Below are 21,767 nucleotides of genomic sequence, written 5' to 3'. Positions count from 1 at the left end.
TGCGTTCACGCGTCCAGCGCCTGGCGCATCTCGCCAAGCACGCGCTTCAGCGCATCGGGGATCTGCTCGGGCTGCTCGGCATGCTCGGCGATACGCGACACCAGTGCGCTGCCGACGATCACGCCGTCGGCAATGCGGCCCACCGCGGCGGCCGAGGCACCGTCACGGATGCCGAAGCCCACGCACAGCGGCAGTTCGGTCAGCTCGCGCAGGCCGTCGAGCTGTTCGCTGACGGCATCGACATCCAGCGAGGCGGATCCGGTGACCCCTTTCAGGGACACGTAGTACAGGTACCCTTCACCGTGGTCGCATATTGTAGCGGCACGCGCACGCGAGGTGGTAGGGGCGACCAGGAAGATCGCCTGAAGGCCGTGCGCCTTGAACAGCGGCGCCAGCTCGTCGGCCTCCTCGGGCGGCATGTCCACCGCCAGCACCCCGTCGACTCCGGCGGCGGCGGCCTGCTCGGCAAAGCGTTCATAACCGAAACGCTCGACAGGATTGAGATAGCCCATCAGCACCACCGGCGTCTCGGCGTCGCCACGCCGGAACTCGCGCACCATCTCGAAGACATCGGTCAGGCGCGTATGGTGACGCAGCGCCCGCTCGCAGGCCTTCTGGATCACCGGGCCGTCGGCCATCGGGTCCGAGAACGGCACGCCCAGCTCGATGATGTCGGCCCCGGACTCGACCAGGGCGTGCATCAGCCCGGCGGTGTGCGCAGGCGCCGGATCGCCGGCGGTGATGTAGGGAATCAATGCGGTACGGCCCTGCTCCTTGAGGGCCGCAAAACGTTGGTCGATACGGTTCATGCTAACCCTCTCAGAATTCGACGCCGTCGATCTTGGCGACGGTCAGGATATCCTTGTCGCCGCGCCCGGAGAGATTGACGACAATGTGCTGGTCGGGACGCATCGTGGGCGCCAGCACCTTGGCATGCGCCAGGGCGTGCGCCGACTCCAGGGCGGGCATGATGCCCTCCATCCGGGTCAGCTCGCGGAATGCCTCGAGCACCTTGTCGTCGTTGGCGGCCACGTACTGGACGCGCCCGACGTCCTTCCACAGGGCGTGCTCGGGGCCCACTCCCGGGTAGTCGAGCCCGGCCGAGATGGAGTGCGTGTCGGTCACCTGGCCGCCCTCGTCGGACATCAGATAGGTGCGATTGCCGTGCAGCACCCCACGCGGCGCATTGGCGGTGAGCGGTGCGGCGTGGCGGCCGGTCTCGACCCCGTCGCCACCGGCCTCGACGCCGTACATGACCACGTCCTCGTCCTCGACGAACGGGTAGAACAGCCCCATGGCGTTGGAGCCGCCGCCGACACAGGCCACCAGGGCATCGGGCAACCGCCCGATCTGCACCAGAGACTGCTCGCGCGCCTCGCGGCCGACCACGGCGTTGAAGTCACGCACCAGCATCGGGTAGGGATGCGGCCCGGCCACGGTGCCGATGATGTAGAAGGTGTCGTCGACGTTGGTGACCCAGTCGCGCAGCGCCTCGTTCATGGCGTCCTTGAGGGTCCGCGAGCCGGACTCCACGGGGATCACGTTGGCGCCGAGCAGGCGCATGCGGTAGACGTTGAGCTTCTGGCGCTCGACATCCTCGGCGCCCATGTAGACGTCGCACTGCAGGCCCAGGCGCGCGGCGACGGTGGCGGTGGCCACGCCGTGCTGGCCGGCGCCGGTTTCGGCGATCACCCGCGGCTTGCCGCTCTTCTTGGCCAGCAACGCCTGACCAATGGTGTTGTTCACCTTGTGCGCGCCGGTGTGGTTGAGATCCTCGCGCTTGAGCCAGATCTGCGCGCCACCGAGCTGACGGGACCATCGTTCAGCGTGATACAGCGGAGACGGGCGGCCCACGTAGGTCGCCAGGTCACGGTCGAATTCCGCCTGGAAGTCCGGGTCGTCGCGAAGGCTCTGGTAGGCCTTCTCCAGCTCTTCCAGCGCGAAGCTCAGGGTCTCCGATACGAACCGGCCGCCGTACGGGCCGAAGTGGCCGCGGGCATCGGGCAGTCGGGTCAGGTCGCTGAACTTGGTCACGAAAGACACCTCACAGGGTCGCTTGGGCTCAAGAGTCTTGAGACAGGGTCACTTGGTGAATGAACGCACGAAGCTTGGCGGGATCCTTGGCGCCCCGCTCGCGCTCGACGCCACCCGAGACGTCGACGGCAAAGGGGCGCACCGTGCGTATCGCCTCGCCGACATTGTGCGGGCCGAGGCCTCCGGCGAGGATAACAGGTTTTGCCAGGCTTGCGGGGATCCGCGACCAGTCGAAGACCTCGCCGGTCCCGCCCGGCACGCCCGGCTTGTAGGCGTCGAGCAGCAGCGCCCGAGCCTCGCGATAGGCCGCAGCGGCGGCCGGCAGGTCGATATCGTCGCGCATGCGCAACGCCTTGATCCAGTCGCGCGGCGAGCGGCGGCACTGCTCTGGCGTCTCGTCGCCGTGATACTGGATCAGATCCAGCCAGGGAGCGCAGCGTTCGACGAACGCCGGGTCCTGGTCGACAAACAGCCCCACTCGGGTCACGAAGGCCGGCACCCGGGCCGCGAGATGGGCCAGGCGATCGATATCGACGGCCCGCGAGCTGCCCGGCCAGAGCACGAAGCCCAGGGCATCGGCGCCGGCGTCGACCGCGACATCGACGTCCTCTTCGCGGGTGAGACCACAGATCTTGATACGGGTTCGCGGCATGTCGACTCTCCTTGCTGGGGTAAGCGGCGTCAGCCGGCGCCGTTGGCGACCGCCGCCGGATGCCGGGCTCCGGCCTCGCCGCGGCGGTAGCGGACCATCGGCGTGTCCGGCAAGGGGCGTTCGCCGGTCCACTCGCCGAGAAAGGCCAGCAGGTTGGGACCCAGCGGCTCCCGGGGCAGATCGAAGCGCTCATCGTAGACGGAATCGACGAAATGCAGTCCGCAGCCCGGCGCGGTGACATCGCCGCGTGCCCGGTCGCGCATGGCCAGCAACTCGGCGAGATAGCCCTCGCCCCGGTCACCGCGCCCCACCGACACCAGCGCCCCGGCGATGTTGCGGATCATGTGGTGCAGGAAAGCATTGGCCTGAATGTCGATGGCGATCAGCGGCCCGTAGCGGTTGACCTCGATGAAATGCACATGGCGGGTCGGCGATTTCGACTGACACCCCGCCGCGCGAAAGCTGGAGAAGTCATGCTCGCCGACCAGCGTCTGGGCGGCGGCGTGCATGCGGGGCGCGTCCAGCGGCTCGCGGCACCAGGTGGCGTTGGCGCGCTCGAGCACCGGGCGGCTGGGCTGGTTGAGAATCAGGTAGCGGTAGCGCCGCGCCAGGGCCAGAAAGCGCGCGTGGAAGTCATCGGGCACCGGCTTGACCCAGCGCACCGCGATATCACGCGGCAGATTGGCGTTGGCACCGAATACCCAGGCCTTCTCGCTGCGGGGTACCGGCGAATCGAAGTGCACGATTTGCCGGGTGGCATGCACCCCGGAGTCGGTGCGACCGCTGCACAGTACCCGCACCGGGGCGCTGGCCACCCGGCCCAGCGCGGTTTCCAGCGCCTCCTGCACCGATGGGGCGTGCTTGAGACGCTGCCAGCCGCAGTAGCCGGTCCCGTCATATTCGACCGCCATGGCGAGACGGCCGGTCAGCGGGTGTTTTTCGTCGAGGAACTCGAAAAGGGGCATGTCCACCACGGCTCGTGATTCATCGACCCGGAGCCCGCCCATCGGGGCTCGCTCGCGGGCCATGGTGTTCGCTCACTGCCCCCGTCGCCGGCTGCCTTGCTCGCGTCAGACCGAATCAGGCTTCATCGTGCCGATGCCGCAAGCGGGAGCCGCTCGCCGGCGCGGGGGCCATGGAGCGGTCATTATCCAGATCGAGCGGATCGAACGCCACCTCCTCGAGCACCCAGCCCGCGTCTTCCGCGTCGGCGGCCTCGGTCGCGTCCGCTTTCCCCTCGGTCGCATCCGTCTCATCCGGCGAGAAATCGACGACCGGCAGCTCCAGGTGTGGCTCCCGATCCGTTACCGCCTCCGGATCGAGGCGTGGCGGTTCGTAATCGATCACCAACTCGTCGCCCTGCCTCTCGCCGCTCACACGGCTTTCGTTCGGGCTCGGGCTCGGGCTCGGGCTCGGGCTCGGGCTCGGGCTCGGGCTCGGGCTCGGGCTCGGGCTCGGGCTCGGGCTCGGGCTCGGCAGAAGTCGACGCCGCCGAGACGGCATCGGCCAGCCACTCTTCAGCTTCCGGCCCGGTGGCCGTCTCCGGCTCGCGTTCCTCGGGGTCGGCGTCAGAGAAGGCAGCACCGTCCCCCGGGGCGACACGGGCCAGCAGCGCCCGGGCTTCCCGGCGCTGGGTTTCATCGCCGTCACGCTGCAGCCGCTGTGCCTCCCGGGTCGCCGCCGGGCGATCCCCCAACGCTACCAGTGCGGCCAGCAGTTTCAGGCGCAAGTCATGGCGCTCGGGGGCGCGAGACAGCATGTCCTGCAGGGACTCCCGGGCTTCGTCATAGCGGCCGTAGGCCATGTAGATATCGGCCTCATTGATGACTTCGGCGCGCAGTGTCTCGCTTTGCGTGTCGTCCGACACCGGGGCGTCGGCCACGTCTTCCGTCGACGAGCCATCGTCAACCGGCGCGAACGCCGCTGCTGAACGTTGTGCAGGAAAGGGCATCGACCAGGACTCGTCACGGGCGTCCCGACGTGCACGACGCCGCAGAACCGCCAGGGCGGCGAGCAGCAGCAGGACGGCTCCACCGCCCAGCCACGGCGCGACGTCACGCAGGCGGCTCAACCAGCCCGGCGATGCCGACGGCGCCTCGGACTTTCGGGATGCCGGCAGCGCTTCGGGTGTCGAGACAGGCTTTGCCACGGCCCGACTCTCCGGTGCCGCGGCCCGTGAGTCCAGCTGTTCACGCAGGGCGGACAACTGGTTGCCCAATGCCGCCAGCTGGTCGGCGAGTTCGCGGCGCTGGGCCCGGGCGTCGGCGAGCTGCTGTTGCGTCGTGCGCAGGCGCGATTCGAGCGTGCCCAGTCGCGCCTCTCGAGCCAGCCGCCGTGCTGTATCGACACTGGTCGTGGAAAGCACCGGCTCCGGAGGCGTCGCGCCCAGCTCCCGGTCGCTGAGTACCTGGAGGCGACGCGCCTCGCCCGGCGTCTCCCCCCGGGAATTGCCGTCCGCTGCACCGGCCTGGCCGGTGGTCGTGGCCATCGCCTCCCTGCTTCCCTGCCACTGGCGATTCTGTTCGCGCACGCGGCGGTCGGCGGCTTCCGGCGCACGCCCGAGGATGACGCGGGCCGAGGGCACGTCCAGCGTTGCGCCGACCCGCAGCGCATTGATGTTGCCATCAACGAAGGCCTCGGGATTGGCCTGCTGAAGCGCGAGCAGGGTCTGCTCCATGCTCGCCCCGTCCGGTCGCACCCGGCCGGCCAGTTGCCACAGGGTATCGCCGGGGGCCACGGTCAGCCGCGAAGGCGGCGTGGCGGACTCGGCCGGCGCTGCACGGGACGCAGCAGGCTCGGCATTTGCGGTGGCCGTCGTCGCATTCGGCGACGGCTGCAGTGCCGGCATGCTCGCGTAGCCCGGCGGGTCCAGCAGCAGGGTCACCTCGCGCTGCTGCTGCCCACCCGGCCACACCAGGGTCACCAGAAAATCAAGATAGGGCTCCCGGACAGGCTGCTGTGTCGACAGCACCACCGCCGGCCTCCCGGCTTTGCGGGCAATCGTCGTGGCAATGCTCTCGACCAGTGTCGTACGCGGGATCCCGGCCTCGGCAAAGGCGGCCTGATCGGCGATGTGGACCCGGATCAGCGATGGATCGATACCCCCCAGGCCGGTCAACGGCAGGCGCGCCTGAAGCGGCGCATCAAGCGTGGACGCCACCTGCGGCGCCCCGAGGCCCAGCGCCAGGGTCACGGGGCTGACCACCGCCAGACCGGCCAGCGCCCCCCAGGAAAATACACGTCTCATCATGTTCCCCACGCCTGGTGCGCCGCTTTCGGCATGAAGCGACGTCATTATCGAGAATCAGCGTTGTGCCACTTTATCATTATCATGTCGCGGCCGCGGCAAACGCCTCGACAACGCAGGAAACCGGCCGATTTTCTTCTCCGGAAACGCAAACGCCTCCCGAAGGAGGCGTTCGATGCGTTCATCGGCCCGATGCAACGGGCAGCTTCACCGCGATTCGCGCAGGATCGCCAGCATGCGCTTGAGCGGCTCGGCAGCCCCCCACAACAGCTGGTCGCCCACCGAGAAGGCGGTCAGGTACTCACCGCCCATCGCCAGCTTGCGCAGGCGCCCCACCGGCACGTTCATGGTGCCGGTCACCGCAGCGGGCGTGAGCTCGCGCAGGGTGGCTTCCTTGTCGTTGGGAATCACCTTGACCCAGTCGTTGTGCCGGGCGATGCGATCCTCGATCTCGTCGATCGGCACGTCCTTCTTGAGCTTGATGGTGAAGGCCTGGCTGTGCGAGCGCATGGCGCCGATGCGTACGCAGAGCCCATCGATGGGAATCGGGTTGTCGCCGTGACCCAGGATCTTGTTGGTCTCGACGCCCCCCTTCCACTCTTCCTTGCTCTGGCCGTTCTCCATCGGCTTGTCGATCCACGGCAGCAGCCCGCCGGCAAGCGGCGCCCCGAAGTTGTCGATCGGGAAGCCGTCACCGCGCATCGCCGCGGAGACCTTGCGATCGATGTCGAGGATCGCGCTGGCCGGGTCGGCAAGCTCGGTGGCCACGGCATCGCGCAGCGAGCCCATCTGGTTGAGCAGCTCGCGCATGTGCTTGGCGCCGGAGCCCGAGGCCGCCTGGTAGGTCATCGAGGTCATCCACTCGATCAGGTCGGCCTCGAACAGGCCGCCCAGGCCCATCAGCATCAGGCTGACCGTGCAGTTGCCGCCGACGAAGGTCCTGGTACCCCGGGCCAGCTGGGCGTCGATCACGTGGCGGTTGACCGGGTCGAGCACGATGGTCGCGTCGTCGCTCATGCGCAGGGTGCTGGCGGCGTCCAGCCAGTAGCCCTTCCAGCCGGACTCGCGCAGCGGCTGGTAGACCTTCTCGGTGTAGTCGCCGCCCTGGCAGGTGACGACGACGTCGAGGGCCTTGAGCGCCTCGATGTCGAAGGCGTCCTTGAGCGGCGGCACCTCGACACCCACGTCCGGGCCGGGCTGGCCGACCTGGGAGGTGGTGAAGAAGATCGGCTCGATACCGGCGAAATCATTGGCCTCGCGCATGCGATGCATGAGCACGGAACCGACCATGCCCCGCCATCCGACAAAACCGACTTTCAACATGAAACTGTCCTCCTGACGTTCTGGGGTTGCCCCGTGAACCGGGATAAGTGAAAGGCATGGTAACAGATAATCTTTCGCTATGCTTGCGATCGACTCGCTGCCGAAGGGCTATTGCAGATAGCTGCAACATGACTCGAGCTGATCCGTCGGCAGATTTGCGAGAGGGCGCTGTAAACCCCTCCATAGGCGCTACCTACGCCCTCCATGGCGTAGGCCCCCCCTCTTCAACCTGCCCCCGGCGCCCTCGTCAGAGCCAACGGCGATTGCCCTGCTCGCTGCCGCCATCAGACCTGCCGGAAGGCGGCGACCACGGCATCGCCCATTTCGACGGTACTGACCTGACGCGTGCCTTCATAGGCAATATCGGCGGTGCGCAGGCCGTCGTCGAGCACCTTGCCCACGGCACGCTCGATGCGCTCGGCCAGCGCCGGCTCGCCGAGCGAGTAGCGCAGCAGCATGGCCACCGAAAGGATGGTGGCCAGCGGGTTGGCCTTGCCCTGGCCGGCGATGTCCGGCGCACTGCCGTGGCACGGCTCGTACATGCCCTGCCCCTGCTCGTTGAGCGAGGCCGACGGCAGCATGCCGATCGAGCCGGTCAGCATCGCCGCCGCGTCGGAGAGGATATCGCCGAACATGTTGCCGGTGACGATGACGTCGAACTGCTTGGGTGCGCGCACCAGCTGCATGGCGGCGTTGTCGACGTACATGTGCGAGAGCTCGACGTCCGGGTACTCCGCGGCCAGACGCTCGATCACCTCGCGCCAGAGCATGGTGACCTCGAGCACGTTGGCCTTGTCGACCGAGCACAGCTTCTTGCCGCGCTTCCGGGCCATCTCGAAGGCCACGCGACCGATGCGCTCGATCTCGGCTTCCGAATAGACGTAGGTGTTGTAGCCGACGCGCTGGCCGTCACGCTCCTCGATGCCCCGCGGCTGACCGAAGTAGATGCCCCCCGTCAGCTCGCGGACGATCATGATATCGAGCCCCGAGACCACCTCCGGCTTGAGGCTCGAGGCCTCGGCGAGCTGCGGATAGAGCAGCGCCGGGCGCAGGTTGCCGAACAGGTTGAGCTCCTTGCGCAGGCCCAGCAAGCCCTTCTCGGGACGCTTGCTGATGTCCTCGAGCTTGTCCCACTTGGGACCGCCCACGGCGCCCAGCAGGATGGCGTCGGCGGCCTTCGCCTTGTCCAGCGTCTCGGCCGGCAGCGGTTCGCCGTGGGCATCATAGCCGGCGCCGCCGACCAGGCCCTCCTCGAGGGCGACATCGAGGCCCTGCTCACGGCAGGCTTCGAGGACCTTGACCGCCTCGGCGGTGATTTCCGGGCCGATACCGTCGCCCGGCAGAACGAGAATCTTGCGGCTCATGCGTGTTTCCTGAGTGGCGTCGGCCCTGGCGGGCCGAAGTGTCGCGAATGGGGCGCTGTCCCTGCGCGGCCGCACGAAGGCGGCGTCCCTGTTGGCGTCCAGCGTTGTGGTTATTTAGTCAACACTGCTACAGACTCGGCAATTGAAGTGGGCTTTCTCGATGGCAAGGTTTCGCGAGGGCGCTATGAACCCGTCCTTGGGCGCTACTTTTGCCATCCTTGGCAAAAGACCCTCGCTTCACCTTGTCATCGACGCCCCCTTGCGTCTTACGGTTGTCCGCAAGCCGAATCACCCAGCCTGGCGGAACAGCCAAGGGCGCTTCTGCCGATGCGTTTGCTCGAATTCGCGGATCGCGTCCTCATGCTGCAGGGTCAGCCCGATATCATCGAGACCGTTGAGCAGGCAGTGCTTGCGGAAGGCGTCGATCTCGAAGGACAGCACCTCGCCGCTCGGCGTGGTCACGGTCTGCGCCTCGAGGTCGACGTCGAGCCGGTAGCCCTCGGTAGCCTCGACCTCCTGGAACAGCCGCTCGACGGTGGCCTCGTCGAGGGTGATCAGCAGGATGCCGTTCTTGAACGCGTTGTTGTAGAAGATGTCGGCGAAGCTGGGCGCGATGACCACCCGGAAGCCGAAGTCCTCGAGCGCCCAGGGGGCATGCTCGCGGGAGCTGCCGCAGCCGAAGTTGCGCCGGGCCAGCAGCACGCTGGCGCCCTGATAGCGCGGCTGGTTGAGGACGAAATCGGGATTGAGCGGACGCTGGCTGGCGTCCTGCCCCGGGTAGCCCTCGTCGAGATAGCGCAGCTCGTCGAACAGGTTGGGGCCGAAGCCGGTGCGCTTGATCGACTTCAGGAACTGCTTGGGGATGATCAGGTCGGTGTCGACGTTGGCCCGGTCGAGCGGCGCCACCAGGCCCTGGTGCTGTTTCAGTGCGTGCATGGCTCAGGCCTCCTCGGGCTGACGGTTGAATTCACGAACATCGACGAAGTGCCCGGCCAGGGCGGCGGCGGCGGCCATCGCCGGGCTGACCAGGTGCGTGCGACCGCCGTAGCCCTGGCGCCCCTCGAAGTTGCGGTTCGAGGTCGAGGCACAGTGCTCGCCCGGTTCCAGCTTGTCGGCATTCATCGCCAGGCACATCGAGCAGCCCGGCTCGCGCCATTCGAAGCCGGCCTCGATGAAGACCTTGTCGAGCCCCTCGGCCTCGGCCTGGCGCTTGACCAGCCCCGAGCCCGGCACCACCATCGCCAGCTTGACCGAGTCGGCCACCTTGCCGCCGCGTGCCACCCGGGCCGCCTCGCGCAGGTCCTCGATGCGCGAGTTGGTGCACGAGCCGATGAACACCTTGTCGAGACGGATGTCGGTGATCTTCTGACGCGGCGCGAGGCCCATGTACTCCAGCGCCCGGGAAATGCCGCCGCGCACGGTTTCATCGCCCTCCGCGGCGGGGTCGGGCACTTCACCGGTCACCGGCGCCACCATCTCGGGGCTGGTGCCCCAGGTCACCTGCGGGGCGATCTCCGCGGCGTCGAGCACCACCTCCTTGTCGAACACGGCATCCGCGTCGGAGACCAGTTCGCGCCAGTCGGCCACGGCGGCATCCCAGATGTCGGCGGCGGGGGCGAAGGGGCGCTCGCGCAGGTACTCGATGGTGGTGTCGTCGACGCCCACCAGGCCGACGCGGGCCCCGGCCTCGATGGCCATGTTGCACAGGGTCATGCGCCCTTCCATCGACAGGCCGCGGATCGCGCTGCCGGCGAACTCGATGGCATAGCCGGTGCCGCCGGCGGTGCCGATGAGGCCGATCACCGCCAGCACGATATCCTTGGCAGTGACGCCCTCGCCCAGTTCGCCCTCGACGCGCACGCGCAAGTTCTTCATCTTCTGGGCGATCAGGCACTGGGTGGCCAGCACGTGCTCGACCTCGGAGGTGCCGATGCCGTGGGCGAGCGCCGCGAAGGCGCCATGGGTGGCGGTGTGCGAGTCGCCGCAGACCACGGTCATGCCGGGCAGCGTGGCACCCTGCTCGGGGCCGACCACGTGGACGATGCCCTGGCGGGCGTCATTGATGCGGAACTCCTCGATGCCGAAGCTCTCGCAGTTGTCGTCGAGGGTCTGGACCTGGATCAGCGACACCGGGTCCTTGATGCCGGCGTTGCCCTCGGAGCGCTCGAGCACGGTGGTCGGCACGTTGTGGTCCGGGGTAGCCAGGTTGGCGTCGAGGCGCCACGGCTTGCGACCGGCCAGACGCAGCCCCTCGAAAGCCTGCGGCGAGGTCACCTCGTGCAGCAGGTGACGGTCGATGTAGATCAGCGCGCTGCCGTCGTCGCGCTGTTTGACCAGATGCTGCGACCACAATTTGTCGTAAAGGGTCTGACCTGCCATGGATCTCCTCCAGCGTGCTCGATGAGCCTTGCATCACGGGGCCGGCCGGGCCGGCGTCGGCGGCATGTCGGCATGCCTTGTCTGTGCTCACAGACTAAGAAGTTGCCCGCATGAAAGCAATTCATGTTATTTATTCTTTGCATTCCATAGCGGAATAGGAAAAAGAGAGTCGTCATGGATACGCAAAGCCTGCAGGCCTTCGTCGCCGTCGCCGACCGGGAATCCTTCTCGCTGGCGGCCGAATCCCTGTTTCTCACCCAACCGGCGGTCAGCAAGCGCATCGCCGCCCTCGAGGATCAGGTCGGCTCGCGGCTGTTCGATCGCATCGGCCGGCGCGTCACCCTGACAGAAGCCGGTCGGCTGTTGCTGCCCCGGGCCCGCGAGATTCTGGTGATGGTGGACGACAGCCGCCGGGCGCTGGCCAATCTGTCCGGCGATATCGGCGGCAGCCTGACGCTGGCCACCAGTCACCATATCGGGCTGCATCGCCTGCCGCCGCTACTCAAGACCTATACCCGGGCCCACCCGGACGTACGCCTGGACCTGCGCTTTCTGGACTCGGAACAGGCCTACCAGGGCGTGCTGGACGGCGAGCTGGAGCTGGCCGTGGTGACCCTGGCCCCCTCGCCCGACCCGCGGCTGACCGTGGTGCCGGTGTGGATCGACACGCTCCACTTCGTCTGCGGCAAGGATCACCCTCTGGCCGAGCGCACCTCGCTGCCGCTGACCGCCCTCACCGATCATGATGCCGTGCTGCCGGGCCCGCTGACTTTCACCCGCGGCATCGTCGTCGAGACCTTCGCCCGCGAGGGGCTGCAGGTCCGCGTGGCGCTGTCGACCAACTATCTGGAAACGCTGAAGATGATGGTCGCCATCGGCCTGGGCTGGAGCGTGCTGCCGGCCTCGATGATCGACGACGACCTGCACGTGCTGCCGATTCCGCACCGTCCCATCGAACGGCCGCTGGGCTACCTGTTCCACAAGAGCCGGACCCTGTCCAACGCGGCGGGCTCGATGATCGCCATGCTCGACGAGGCCCGAACGCACGACGCCCGCCGACGTCAATGACGGGGGCGGGCGTCGCGTGCTCGCAAGCCTCGGCGTCAGTCGCCGACGCCCTGCTCGGCCAGCACCTCGGGGATGCTCTGCTTCACGTAGCGCCCGGGCGCCGGCTCGATGGGCGCGAGCTCACCCTCGCCGGGCTGACGGGCCGCCACCATGCGCTCGGGGTCCGCGAACTTGTTGTCGGTCATCCAGGCCTGCCAGTGAGGCCACCAGGACCCTTCCTGCGCCTCGGCTCCCGCGAACCACTCTTCCGGCGTGTCCGGCAGGGAATCGTTGGTCCAGTAACCGTACTTGTTGCGACTCGGCGGGTTGACGATGCCGGCAATATGGCCGGAACCGCCGAGGACGAAGGTCACCGGCCCCTTGGGGTAGCGGGTGCCGTAGTAGGTGGAGGTCCACTTGGCGATATGGTCGTCGCGCGCCGACACGAAATAGCTGGGCGTGGCGATCTTGCGCAGATCGATCCGGACTCCGTCGAGTTCAATGCCGCCGGGCTCGATCAGGCGATTGTCCAGATACATGTGACGCAGATACCAGCCGTGAGTCGCCGCCGGCAGGTTGGTGCCGTCGGTGTTCCAGTAGAGCAGGTCGAAGGCGGCCGGTGTCTCGCCCTTGAGGTAGTTGTTGACGTAGAAGGACCAGAACAGGTCATTTTCGCGCAGCAGGTTGAAGCTGAAGGCCATCACCCGGCCGTCGAGGTAGCCATCGGCCTCCAGCTGGCGTTCGATGCCGTCCAGCACGGGCTCGTTGATGAAAACGCCGATCTCGCCGGGATCGCTGAAGTCCTGCAGCGTGGCCATGTAGGTCACCGAGCGCACCTTGCGGCCACGCCGGGTGCTGGTCAGGTAGGCCACCGTGGTCGCGGCCAGCGTGCCCCCCACGCAGTAGCTGAGCAGGTTCACCGACTTCTCGCCGCAGGCCTGCTCGATCGCGCTCATGGCGGCGATCGGCCCCGACTGCATGTAGTCGGCCCAGGTCAGGTCGCGCTGTTCGGGGCCGGGGTTGCGCCAGGAGATCAAAAACACCGTATGGCCCTGATCCACCAGCCACTTCATCATCGAGTTGTCGCTGCGCAGGTCGAGAATGTAGTACTTGTTGATCCAGGGCGGAATCACCAGCAGCGGCGTCTTGAACACCTGCTCGGTGGTCGGCGCGTACTGGATGAGCTGGATCAGCTCATTCTCGTAGACCACCTCGCCGGGCGTGACGGCGATGTTGCCACCGACCTCGAACGCCTCCCGGTCGGTCATCGCCACATTGATGCCCTCGGCCGAGTTGGCCAGGTCGTCACGCAGCCGGGAAAGCCCATCGGCCAGGTTCTGACCGCGGGTTTCCTGGGTCAGGCGCATCACCTCGGGATTGGTGGCGATGAAGTTGCTCGGCGCCAGGGCACTGACGATCTGGCGCGCATAGAAGGCCAGGTTCTGGCGGCGCGACTCGGGCAGGCCGTCGGCGGCGTCCAGCAACTGGTCGACATAGCGCGAGAACAGCAGGTACTGCTGCAGGAGGTGGCGATAGTAGGGATCGCGCTGCCAGGCGTCATCCCGAAAGCGACGGTCGCGGGCATCCGGCTGGACCACCGGCTCTCCCAGCTCGCCGCTCATGTCGCCCACGGCCTGCTGCCAGAGCCTGAGTTGATCCTGGAACCATTGCTGCTGGGTGTTCTGCAGGGCATCCGGGCGCTGCGCCAGCGCCTCGATCCCTTCCAGCAGGCTGCGTTGCATGTCGCTGTACACGGCGGCCGCCGCATCGCTCGGCCAGATCCGGGTCAGCATCTCCTGCAGCAGACTGTGATAATCCTGTCCAATGGACTCCAGCCGTGCGGCCAGTTCCGGGTCGACCGGCACATCCAGATCGTTGGGCAACTCCGAGGTCATAGCCCCTCCTTCGACACCCTCACCCCACGCTGACGACCCGGACGCCACGCTGAGCGGCCCCCGAATCGCCCGTCTTCTTCTACCCGCCCCGCTGGGGCCGGGCGCTACACCTGATACCCCGAGACGCGATCAGCTCGACTTGCCACGCGACGCCTGGCTGCTGGATCGGGCCGGCTGGGCACTGTCCTTTTCCTTGTCCTTGTCCTTGCTGCCGGACGCCGCAGTGGGCGCCGCCTTCTCGGCAGTCTTGCCGGCCGACTCGGCGGCCTTGCCGGCCGATTCGGTAGCCATCGCGGACATCTCGCCGAAGGCGGACTCGAGCTGTGAACGGAAGGCCAGACTCAGCTCGGTCATTGCCTGGGCGTCCTCCATCATCTGCCGGGACAGCTCATTCATCAGCTCGGCCTGACGCGCGGCGAAATCACGCATGTCGTCGGCGTTCTGCACGTCCGCCGCCGCCCGCATGCGCTCGGTGCCCATCTGGGTATAGCGCTTCATGGACTCGAGCTGGTGCTGGGTCAGCTTTTCCAGGTTGTTCAGCATCAGCCCGTTGAGCTTGCGCATGGGCTCGAACAGGCGCTGTGTCTGATCGGTGAAGGCATCGAACATCGGATCCTGTGACATCACGCATTCCTCCCTTTGGAAACGGCGTGAACATGACAATAGCGCACTTTTGCTGCAGTGCAAAAAGGCAGCGGTGAAAAAGTCCGGGCGCCGGCCCTGGATGCACCGACCGCCTCGATTACTCCTTGCTGCGGCGCGACTGTCGCGATGTGGCCCGGGCACGGCTCTCCGTCTCCCGGGATGACGCGCTGCTCTCGCCGCCACCCGACGAATCATCGGACGCGGGACGCGCCGTGCCGGCGCGACGCAGCAGGTCGAGCATCATCTGCTGATAGTTGCCGAAATGGCTCATCCCCTGGGTCACGCCCTGCTGGAAGAAGGGCTGCATCAGGCTCCAGGGATCGTAGCCTTCGACCCCGGCTTCCATCTGTTCCTGAATGCGCGCGAGCATCTCGCGCTGAAAGGCATCGACATCGGGCAACCCCAGCGCCTGACGAAACTCGGCGGGGGTCAGATCGAATTCGACATGGATTTTCATGGCAGCACTCGGTCGCTTTGGGTTGCCCTGAGTGTAGCAGGCTCGCTTCGGGGAATGGCGCGTGACCGGGAGGCGTGTGCAGGAACGTCGGGCGGGAGCCGGGCCCGGTCGCTCGACCGGACCCGGCCGGCGTTCAACGCAGGCGGGGAGTGACGACCTCGACGTCGAGATTCTGGGCCCGATGACGCAGCAGGTGGTCCATCAGCGTCAGTGCCATCATCGCCTCGGCGATCGGCGTGGCGCGGATCCCCACGCAGGGGTCGTGACGCCCCTTGGTGACCACCTCGACGGGATTGCCGTCGACGTCGATCGAACGGCCGGGCACAGTGATGCTCGAGGTGGGCTTGAGGGCGAGATGGGCGATCAGCGTCTGCCCCGAGCTGATGCCACCCAGCACGCCTCCGGCATGGTTGGACAAGAAGCCCTCGGGGGTCATCTCGTCACGATGCTCGCTGCCACGCTGGGTGATCGCCGCAAACCCGTCGCCGAACTCGACCCCCTTGACCGCATTGATGCTCATCAGGCCGTGAGCCAGTTCCGCGTCGAGGCGGTCGAACACCGGCTCGCCGAGTCCCACCGGCACCCCTTCGGCGACCACGCTGATCCGCGCACCCACCGAATCCTGGTCACGCCGAAGCTGGTCCATGAAGGCCTCGAGTTCGGGCACCCGTTCCGGGTCCGGGCAGAAGAAGGCATTGTCGTCGACGGCCTCCCAGCTCTTGAAGTCGATGGCGAGGGGGCCGAGCTGGCTCATGTAGCCGCGCACGACGATGCCCTGGCTGGCCAGGTACTTCTTGGCGATGGCCCCGGCCGCCACCCGCATCGCGGTCTCGCGGGCGCTGGAGCGACCGCCGCCCCGGTAGTCGCGCCGGCCGTACTTGTGGTGGTAGGTGTAGTCGGCGTGGGCCGGCCGGAAGCGGTCCTTGATCTCGGAGTAGTCCTTGGAGCGCTGGTCGGTGTTCTCGATCAGCAGACCGATCGCCGTCCCGGTGGTCTCGCCCTCGAAGACGCCGGACAGAATACGCACCTGATCGGGCTCGCGACGCTGGGTGGTGTGGCGCGACGTGCCCGGCCGCCGGCGATCGAGATCGCGCTGCAGGTCGGCCTCGCTGAGCGGCAGGCCCGGCGGGCAACCGTCGACGATCGCGCCCAGCGCCGGGCCGTGGCTCTCGCCGAAGGTGGTAACGGTAAACAGCTTGCCGAAGGTGTTGCCGGACATTCAGCGTTCCTCGCTATCGATCAGACGAAACAGGCGGCGTGGTCGTCGAGTTCCCGGGCGGTCAGCGCAAACACGCCATGCCCGCCACGCTCGAACTCCAGCCACAGAAACGGCACCTCGGGATAGGCGGCCTCGAGATGGGAGTCGGAGTTGCCCACCTCGACGATCAGCACACCCTCGTCGGTGAGATAGTCGCGCGCCTCGCGCAGCAGGCGGCGCACGATATCCAGGCCATCCGCGCCGGCCCCCAGCGCCAGGGTCGGTTCATGGCGAAACTCGGCGGGCATGGTGGCCAGGTCGCGGGCATCCACGTACGGAGGGTTGGCGACGATCAGGTCATAGCGCTGCCCGGCCAGGCCCTCGAACAGGTCCGAAGCCACGGCACGCACGCGCGCGCCGACGTCGTGGCGGGTGATATTGGCCTTGGCCACGGCCAGCGCCTCGGGGCTGATGTCGGCCAGATCGACCTCGGCGGTCGGCAGGTGCAGCGCGGTAGCGATGCCGATGCAGCCCGATCCGGTGCACAGGTCCAGGACTCGTGCCGGCGGCCGCTCGGGGAACCAGGCCGCAAAGTCGTGTTCGATCAGTTCGGCGATCGGCGAACGCGGGATCAGCACGCGCTCGTCCACCGTGAAGGGGTAACCGGCGAAGAACGCCTCGCCCAGCAGGTAGGGCAAGGGCGTGCGCGTCTCGATGCGCGAACGTACCAGCGCCACGATCCGCGCCCGCTCCACGTCCAGCAGGCGGGCATCGAGGACCGCGGGATCGACATCCCAGGGCAAGTGCAGCGCGCCCAGCACCAGCGCCACCGCCTCGTCCCAGGCGCTGGCCGTGCCATGACCGAAATGCAGCCGACCGACATGAAACTCGCTGGTCGCCCAGCGCAGGCAGTCGCGCAGGGTCAGCAGCTGGTCGGCCAGGCGCTGGTCGTCCAGCGTCAGGGTGGAAGCGGCGGGAAGCGGGGAAACATCCACGGAATAGAACCTGTCGGGGTGCCAAGAGTGAACGGCGATTGTAACCGGCCGCCGGCGCGCTTCACAGTCGCGCGTCAGCCGCTATACTGGGGCGCCGTTCGAGCAACCGTTCCCCCGACTGGACAGAGAGGGTCGCATGAGCCGTCGACGCGGCACGCCAGACGACGAAGTATCGCTGTTCCGCCAGGCCCTGCAGGACGCCGGCGTCCAGCGCCTGTTCAGCGATCGCGCCGACCCCGGCACGCCGCGCCGTGACGACCCGAAACGGCTGGCCGCGCGCCGCGATGCCGCCGTCTCCGCCGCGACCGATGCCGGCCCCAGCCGCACCAGCGACGGCCGCGTGGAACCGGTTCGTCCCAGCTCGCCGCTCGACTTCGCCGTGCCCGACCTGCCCTATCGCACCCACAGTGCCCTGAAGCGCGGCCGCATCGCCTGGGAGGCCGGGCTCGACCTGCACGGCTACACCCTCGAGGAGGCCCGCGAGCAGCTCGAGCAGTTCCTCCACGATGCCCGTCACCAGCGCCAGCGCTGCGTGCTGGTGGTCCACGGCAAGGCCTGGACCGGGATGGCCGACTACCCGGTGATCAAGAGCCACGTCAACGCCTGGCTGCGCGAATGGCCGAGCGTGCTGGCGTTCTGCTCGGCCACCGATGCCGACGGCGGCACCGGCGCGGTCTATGTCCTGCTGCGTCGCCGCGGCGGCGAGTGACCGCCGTCAGTTGGCCGGCTTGCCGGTGGCCGGCTCGCTGACCATCACTTACCCGCCCTCGGCACGCCCGCGACCGAGGCTTTCGTAGCGATCCAGTGCCTGGGCGGCCAGATGCCGACCCAGACAGATCAGGGCATTGGCGCGATGAAACTCGTAGGCGCCGCACACCGTCTTGGGAATCTCCACCAGCACGTCCGGCGGGTAGCCGGCCACCTTGTACTTGGCCAGGGCCGCCTGGGTGATCTCGAAGGAGGTGAGCATGATATCGAGCTTGCCCCAGGCTCGCACGCTGTCGCGCCCCGGCGGCGCCTTCTCCTCTCTCCAGCCCGCTTCGTTGCCGTTGTCACTGCCATTGCCGAACATCTTCTGGGCACGATCGCGCACGCCGTTGAACCACTCGCCGAGACCCCGACCCTCGGCCTCCAGCCGCGCCTCGCGCTCACGCTCCTCGGCCGCCTCGGCGTCGGGCAGCAGCTCCTCGAGCGTGACAGGCTGGTGGGTCTGCGCCGTGGCGTTGACCGCCAGGATCAGGTCGGCATGCGCCGCCACGGTGGGAATGATCGGCAACGGATTGAGCAGCCCGCCGTCGACCAGCACCTGGTCGCCCTGGTGCACGGGGGTGATCAGGCCGGGCACGGCCATGGAGGCACGGATCGCCCGCAGCAGCGAGCCGGTCTGGAACCAGACCTCGCGCTGGCGCTTCAGGTCTGTGGCCACCGCGGTGAAGGGAATCGGCAGGCTCTCGATCTGCTGCTCACCGATCAGGCCGGCCAGGCGGGCCATGACCTTGCTGGCCCGCATCGCGCCCATCGGACTCCAGGTCACGTCCACCAGGCGCAGCACGTCGAAATAATCCAGCTGCGTGACCCACTCCCGGTACCCTTCCAGCTGACCGGCCGCATGGACGCCACCGATCACCGCACCCATCGAGCACCCGGCGATGGCCACGATCTCGTAGCCACGCCGCTCCAGCTCGTCGATGACGCCGATATGCGCATAGCCTCGGGCGCCCCCGCTGCCCAATACCAGCGCAACTCGCTTGCTCATGACCGCCTCCTGCCAGCTGCTCAGGGCGACGCTGCCACCGAATCGATGATAGCCGCGGCGACGGCATCGACTCGCTCCGGCTCCAGGTGCAGGTGATGGCCGCCCGGCATCACGCACTGTGTCAGGTTCGTCACGGCCTCCCGCGCCCGACGCGCGAAGGCCCGCTCCGCCAGTATGCCGCGATCGCCCTCGATCAGCAGCACCGGCGCCTCGATGCTTGCCAGCAGCCCCAGCGCTTGCCCGGGACTGAAGCGCACCAGCGAGGGGCGCATCAGCCGTGAATCGGTGCGCAGCCGATAGCCGCCCTCGGTCAGCGGCGCCAGATTGCGCGCGACCAGCGGCTGCGCCGTCGCCGCGTCGATGGGGGTCACGCCACCGGCGACCCGCGCCGCCACCGCCTCGTCGAGCCCGGCGTAGGTGGGCACGCCCCGGGGCGGCCTGCGATGCCCCAGCAGCCCGCGACGCAGCTGGTCGGCGGTGGCCTCGTCCGGCGTGGTCAGGGTTCCAATGCCATCGAGCAGGACCAGTCGCGTCACCTTCTCGGGCAGGGCCGCCGCCATCAGCCCGGCGACTCCGGCCCCCATGGAATGCCCGATCAGCACGGCGGACTCGAGCGACAGATCGGCCATGGCATCGAGCACATCGTGCAGGTAGTCCCAGATGGCATAGTCGTTCCCCGCCGGGTGATGGCGGGAGCGGCCGTGCCCGGAGAAGTCGAGGGCGACGAGCCGGATATCCAGCGCTTCGGCCAGGCGCGGGGCGAGCCGCGTGAAGCTGGCGGCATTGTCCAGCCAGCCGTGCAGGGCCAGCCACACGGGCGCACCGTCGTGCCCCCAGCTCAACGCCGCCAGCCGGCCGTCGGCCAGACTCAGTTCCTCGCAGATCATGGCTCTTCCTCAAACGACTGTATGAAATCGCCGGCGCCACGGCACGGTGCTCGATGGCACAGTGACGGGCAACAGCTGGGTTTAGCAGGCTATCGGGTTTATCATGGCCATGCCAGCATCGGCCTCACTGTTTCCAAACCCACCCAGGAGCTCCTCGTGCCCCGAGCCCCCCGCCCCACCCGCCTACGCAATACCCTGTTCATCGCCACCGTCGCGGCGGCGCTGATCGTCGGCTTCTGGCTGGTTCGCTAGGAGACGACTCGATGAATCTTCTCGGGGTCTTCCTGCACACCCTCGATGTCACCCTGCCGGTCTTCGCCATGGTCTTCCTGGGTGTGCTGTTCAAGCGCATCGGCTGGATCGACGCCCAGTTCGTCTCCACCGCCTCGACGCTGGTGTTCAAGGCCACCATGCCGACGCTGATCTTTTTGAGTATTGTCCGCGCCGACCTGGATGTCGCCTTCAAGCCGGACGTGATCCTCTATTTTCTGGGGTTCTCGGCGTTCAGCTTCTTTCTGGCCTGGGGCTGGGCCATCCTGCGCTGCCCGTTCGCCGATCGCGGCGTGTTCGCCCAGGGCGCCTTCCGCGGCAACTGCGGCATCGTCGGCCTGGCGCTCGCCGCCAGCCAGTACGGCGACTATGGCCTGTCGCTGGGCGGTATCCTTGCCGGCGGCATCATCATCGTCTACAACGTGCTGGCGGCGGCGATTCTCGCCTACTACAGCGCCAGCGCGAAATCCGGGATCGGCTCGATACTCAAGCACATCGCCAGAAACCCGTTGATCCTGAGCGTGCTGCTGGCCATCCCCTTCGCCTATTTCGGCATCGATCTGCCCTCCTGGCTGATGACCTCCGGCGACTACTTCGGCGCCATGTCCCTGCCCCTGGCCCTGGTCTGCATCGGCGGCACCCTGTCGTTCACGTCGGTCAAGCGCAGCAGCCGCCTGGCGCTGGACGCCAGCCTCTGGAAGATCGTGTGGATCCCCCTGCTCGGCGTGCTCGGTGCCCTGGCCCTGGGCTTTCGTGACGCCGAGCTGGGCATCCTGTTCCTGTTCCTGGGCAGCCCCGGCGCCGCCGCCAGCTTCGTGATGGCCAAGGCGGTGAACGGCAACGCCCAGCTCGCCGCCAACGTCATCGTCATCACCACCTTCGTGTCATTGTTCACCATCAGCGCGGGGGTCTTCCTGCTCAAGGCCGCCGGCCTGATCTGAGAGCGGCCCGGCCGCCGGCTTGCGTTGAAAAGGCGATTGCCCGATTCCTCATCCAGCAGCCACACTGAGAGGGTCATTCGTGGATACTCTCGCAAGCCGCAAGGAGCACAGGCATGTTCAAGAAGATCCTGGTGCCAGTGGATCTCGCCCATTTCGACGTGATCGAGCCCTCGCTGCAGGTGGTTGCCGACCAGGCCAAGTTCTACGATGCGGAGGTCTGTTACGTGGCGGTCGCCGCCAACACCCCGGGGGCCGTGGCGCGCACTCCCGAGGAGCATCAGCAGAAACTCGACGCCTTTGCCCAGAAGCGCGCCGAGGTGCATGGCCAGCCGGTCACCACCCGGCTCATCATCTGCCCGGACCCCATCGCCGACCTGGATGACCGGCTGATCGACGCGATCGACGAATACGGGGCCGACCTGGTGATCATGCCGACGCACCCGCCGAAGCATCTGGATGTGGTGATCCCCTCTCACGGCGGCAAGGTCGCCACCCATACCCGCGCCTCGGTGTTCCTGGTGCGCCCCCGGCAGGACTGACGCGGGCGACGCCCCCTGAACCAGCGACGGGACGGCCTCGGCCGTCCCGTCGGGGTCCTGCGTGGGTTGCGCTAGCACCGCTTAGAGCTCATCTCCTCCAAACTCCAGCAATGGTGGGCGCCGGGGACAAGGCGAAGC

General features: G+C 67.6%; 21 protein-coding genes. 4 read left to right on the top strand and 17 right to left on the bottom strand.

Translation table 11 applies throughout. The features are described from left to right. Positions 1-5 precede the first annotated feature (5 nt). The 10 genes from trpA to leuC form a co-directional block, all read right to left on the bottom strand. A complete protein-coding gene (gene trpA / locus ACTCB7_RS13520) occupies positions 6-809 on the bottom strand; it encodes a tryptophan synthase subunit alpha (RefSeq protein ID WP_463007062.1) in 804 nt (267 codons plus the stop codon). A 10-nt stretch (positions 810-819) separates the two neighbouring features. Next, a complete protein-coding gene (gene trpB / locus ACTCB7_RS13515; RefSeq protein ID WP_463007061.1) occupies positions 820-2,034 on the bottom strand; it encodes a tryptophan synthase subunit beta in 1,215 nt (404 codons plus the stop codon). 28 nt (positions 2,035-2,062) lie between these two features. Then, positions 2,063-2,686: a phosphoribosylanthranilate isomerase gene (locus ACTCB7_RS13510; protein ID WP_463007060.1), complete on the bottom strand. Its 624-nt coding sequence runs from the start codon at positions 2,684-2,686 to the stop codon at positions 2,063-2,065. Positions 2,687-2,715: 29 nt separating this feature from the next. Continuing rightward, a complete protein-coding gene (gene truA, locus ACTCB7_RS13505) occupies positions 2,716-3,651 on the bottom strand; it encodes a tRNA pseudouridine(38-40) synthase TruA (RefSeq protein ID WP_463007089.1) in 936 nt (311 codons plus the stop codon). A 115-nt stretch (positions 3,652-3,766) separates the two neighbouring features. Beyond that, on the bottom strand, positions 3,767-4,033 hold the full coding sequence (locus ACTCB7_RS13500) for a hypothetical protein (protein ID WP_463007059.1): 267 nt from the start codon (positions 4,031-4,033) through the stop codon (positions 3,767-3,769). Further along, entirely contained in the window at positions 3,939-5,936 is a 1,998-nt protein-coding gene (locus tag ACTCB7_RS13495) for a type IV pilus assembly protein FimV (protein ID WP_463007058.1), read from the bottom strand. The genes ACTCB7_RS13500 and ACTCB7_RS13495 overlap by 95 nt, the downstream gene beginning before the upstream one ends. Before the next feature lie 204 nt (positions 5,937-6,140). After that, on the bottom strand, positions 6,141-7,256 hold the full coding sequence (asd, locus tag ACTCB7_RS13490; protein ID WP_224421447.1) for an aspartate-semialdehyde dehydrogenase: 1,116 nt from the start codon (positions 7,254-7,256) through the stop codon (positions 6,141-6,143). Positions 7,257-7,540: 284 nt separating this feature from the next. Next, a complete protein-coding gene (gene leuB / locus ACTCB7_RS13485; RefSeq protein ID WP_463007057.1) occupies positions 7,541-8,620 on the bottom strand; it encodes a 3-isopropylmalate dehydrogenase in 1,080 nt (359 codons plus the stop codon). 288 nt (positions 8,621-8,908) lie between these two features. Beyond that, positions 8,909-9,556, bottom strand: a complete 648-nt coding sequence (gene leuD / locus ACTCB7_RS13480) for a 3-isopropylmalate dehydratase small subunit (protein WP_463007056.1) — start codon at positions 9,554-9,556, stop codon at positions 8,909-8,911. A gap of 3 nt (positions 9,557-9,559) precedes the next feature. Continuing rightward, on the bottom strand, positions 9,560-10,999 hold the full coding sequence (gene leuC, locus ACTCB7_RS13475; RefSeq protein WP_463007055.1) for a 3-isopropylmalate dehydratase large subunit: 1,440 nt from the start codon (positions 10,997-10,999) through the stop codon (positions 9,560-9,562). 174 nt (positions 11,000-11,173) lie between these two features. On the opposite strand from leuC, the gene ACTCB7_RS13470 reads away from it, so the two are divergent. Beyond that, entirely contained in the window at positions 11,174-12,067 is an 894-nt protein-coding gene (locus tag ACTCB7_RS13470) for a LysR family transcriptional regulator (RefSeq protein ID WP_463007054.1), read from the top strand. Positions 12,068-12,102: 35 nt separating this feature from the next. Here the strand turns inward: ACTCB7_RS13470 and phaC are convergent, their stop codons facing one another. The 5 genes from phaC to prmB form a co-directional block, all read right to left on the bottom strand. Beyond that, a complete protein-coding gene (phaC, locus tag ACTCB7_RS13465; protein WP_463007053.1) occupies positions 12,103-13,941 on the bottom strand; it encodes a class I poly(R)-hydroxyalkanoic acid synthase in 1,839 nt (612 codons plus the stop codon). 129 nt (positions 13,942-14,070) lie between these two features. After that, positions 14,071-14,565: a phasin family protein gene (locus ACTCB7_RS13460; protein ID WP_463007052.1), complete on the bottom strand. Its 495-nt coding sequence runs from the start codon at positions 14,563-14,565 to the stop codon at positions 14,071-14,073. A 118-nt stretch (positions 14,566-14,683) separates the two neighbouring features. Continuing rightward, entirely contained in the window at positions 14,684-15,043 is a 360-nt protein-coding gene (locus ACTCB7_RS13455) for a hypothetical protein (protein ID WP_463007051.1), read from the bottom strand. A 133-nt stretch (positions 15,044-15,176) separates the two neighbouring features. Beyond that, the gene (aroC, locus tag ACTCB7_RS13450) at positions 15,177-16,262 is read right to left on the bottom strand and encodes a chorismate synthase (protein ID WP_463007050.1); all 1,086 of its coding nucleotides are present in this window, start codon (positions 16,260-16,262) and stop codon (positions 15,177-15,179) included. 20 nt (positions 16,263-16,282) lie between these two features. After that, positions 16,283-17,236: a 50S ribosomal protein L3 N(5)-glutamine methyltransferase gene (gene prmB / locus ACTCB7_RS13445; protein ID WP_463007049.1), complete on the bottom strand. Its 954-nt coding sequence runs from the start codon at positions 17,234-17,236 to the stop codon at positions 16,283-16,285. Between the two features lie 136 nt (positions 17,237-17,372). Here prmB and ACTCB7_RS13440 point away from each other — a divergent pair, with 136 nt between their 5' ends. Then, positions 17,373-17,945 (top strand): Smr/MutS family protein, encoded by a 573-nt coding sequence (locus ACTCB7_RS13440; RefSeq protein WP_463007048.1) that lies wholly within the window; start codon positions 17,373-17,375, stop codon positions 17,943-17,945. A gap of 48 nt (positions 17,946-17,993) precedes the next feature. Here ACTCB7_RS13440 and ACTCB7_RS13435 read toward each other — a convergent pair whose 3' ends face one another. Together ACTCB7_RS13435 and ACTCB7_RS13430 are read right to left on the bottom strand one after the other, a co-directional pair. Next, entirely contained in the window at positions 17,994-18,992 is a 999-nt protein-coding gene (locus ACTCB7_RS13435; RefSeq protein ID WP_463007047.1) for a patatin-like phospholipase family protein, read from the bottom strand. Between the two features lie 20 nt (positions 18,993-19,012). Further along, entirely contained in the window at positions 19,013-19,879 is an 867-nt protein-coding gene (locus tag ACTCB7_RS13430) for an alpha/beta fold hydrolase (protein WP_463007046.1), read from the bottom strand. Between the two features lie 263 nt (positions 19,880-20,142). On the opposite strand from ACTCB7_RS13430, the gene ACTCB7_RS13425 reads away from it, so the two are divergent. Together ACTCB7_RS13425 and ACTCB7_RS13420 are read left to right on the top strand one after the other, a co-directional pair. Further along, positions 20,143-21,090 carry an AEC family transporter gene (locus ACTCB7_RS13425; RefSeq protein ID WP_463007045.1) on the top strand — a complete coding sequence of 316 codons (948 nt, stop codon included), beginning with the start codon at positions 20,143-20,145 and terminating at the stop codon, positions 21,088-21,090. A gap of 113 nt (positions 21,091-21,203) precedes the next feature. Beyond that, the gene (locus ACTCB7_RS13420) at positions 21,204-21,629 is read left to right on the top strand and encodes a universal stress protein (protein ID WP_463007044.1); all 426 of its coding nucleotides are present in this window, start codon (positions 21,204-21,206) and stop codon (positions 21,627-21,629) included. The last annotated feature ends 138 nt before the right edge of the window (positions 21,630-21,767 follow it).

The organism is Modicisalibacter sp., from assembly GCF_055145905.1.
The sequence above is the reverse complement of the archived record's forward strand: the minus strand, read 5'-3'. Positions and strand labels throughout refer to the sequence as shown.

What these genes read in the sequence shown, in the direction of transcription:
- phaC (WP_463007053.1), bottom strand. Translation starts at nt 13,941, where the DNA reads ATGACCTCGGAGTTGCCCAACGATCTGGATGTGCCGGTCGACCCGGAA.
- ACTCB7_RS13510 (WP_463007060.1), bottom strand. Translation starts at nt 2,686, where the DNA reads ATGCCGCGAACCCGTATCAAGATCTGTGGTCTCACCCGCGAAGAGGAC.
- ACTCB7_RS13455 (WP_463007051.1), bottom strand. Translation starts at nt 15,043, where the DNA reads ATGAAAATCCATGTCGAATTCGATCTGACCCCCGCCGAGTTTCGTCAG.
- ACTCB7_RS13420 (WP_463007044.1), top strand. Translation starts at nt 21,204, where the DNA reads ATGTTCAAGAAGATCCTGGTGCCAGTGGATCTCGCCCATTTCGACGTG.
- truA (WP_463007089.1), bottom strand. Translation starts at nt 3,651, where the DNA reads ATGCCCCTTTTCGAGTTCCTCGACGAAAAACACCCGCTGACCGGCCGT.
- ACTCB7_RS13430 (WP_463007046.1), bottom strand. Translation starts at nt 19,879, where the DNA reads ATGATCTGCGAGGAACTGAGTCTGGCCGACGGCCGGCTGGCGGCGTTG.
- ACTCB7_RS13440 (WP_463007048.1), top strand. Translation starts at nt 17,373, where the DNA reads ATGAGCCGTCGACGCGGCACGCCAGACGACGAAGTATCGCTGTTCCGC.
- ACTCB7_RS13460 (WP_463007052.1), bottom strand. Translation starts at nt 14,565, where the DNA reads ATGTCACAGGATCCGATGTTCGATGCCTTCACCGATCAGACACAGCGC.
- aroC (WP_463007050.1), bottom strand. Translation starts at nt 16,262, where the DNA reads ATGTCCGGCAACACCTTCGGCAAGCTGTTTACCGTTACCACCTTCGGC.
- trpA (WP_463007062.1), bottom strand. Translation starts at nt 809, where the DNA reads ATGAACCGTATCGACCAACGTTTTGCGGCCCTCAAGGAGCAGGGCCGT.
- leuD (WP_463007056.1), bottom strand. Translation starts at nt 9,556, where the DNA reads ATGCACGCACTGAAACAGCACCAGGGCCTGGTGGCGCCGCTCGACCGG.
- leuB (WP_463007057.1), bottom strand. Translation starts at nt 8,620, where the DNA reads ATGAGCCGCAAGATTCTCGTTCTGCCGGGCGACGGTATCGGCCCGGAA.
- ACTCB7_RS13425 (WP_463007045.1), top strand. Translation starts at nt 20,143, where the DNA reads ATGAATCTTCTCGGGGTCTTCCTGCACACCCTCGATGTCACCCTGCCG.
- ACTCB7_RS13435 (WP_463007047.1), bottom strand. Translation starts at nt 18,992, where the DNA reads ATGAGCAAGCGAGTTGCGCTGGTATTGGGCAGCGGGGGCGCCCGAGGC.
- ACTCB7_RS13495 (WP_463007058.1), bottom strand. Translation starts at nt 5,936, where the DNA reads ATGATGAGACGTGTATTTTCCTGGGGGGCGCTGGCCGGTCTGGCGGTG.
- leuC (WP_463007055.1), bottom strand. Translation starts at nt 10,999, where the DNA reads ATGGCAGGTCAGACCCTTTACGACAAATTGTGGTCGCAGCATCTGGTC.
- ACTCB7_RS13470 (WP_463007054.1), top strand. Translation starts at nt 11,174, where the DNA reads ATGGATACGCAAAGCCTGCAGGCCTTCGTCGCCGTCGCCGACCGGGAA.
- asd (WP_224421447.1), bottom strand. Translation starts at nt 7,256, where the DNA reads ATGTTGAAAGTCGGTTTTGTCGGATGGCGGGGCATGGTCGGTTCCGTG.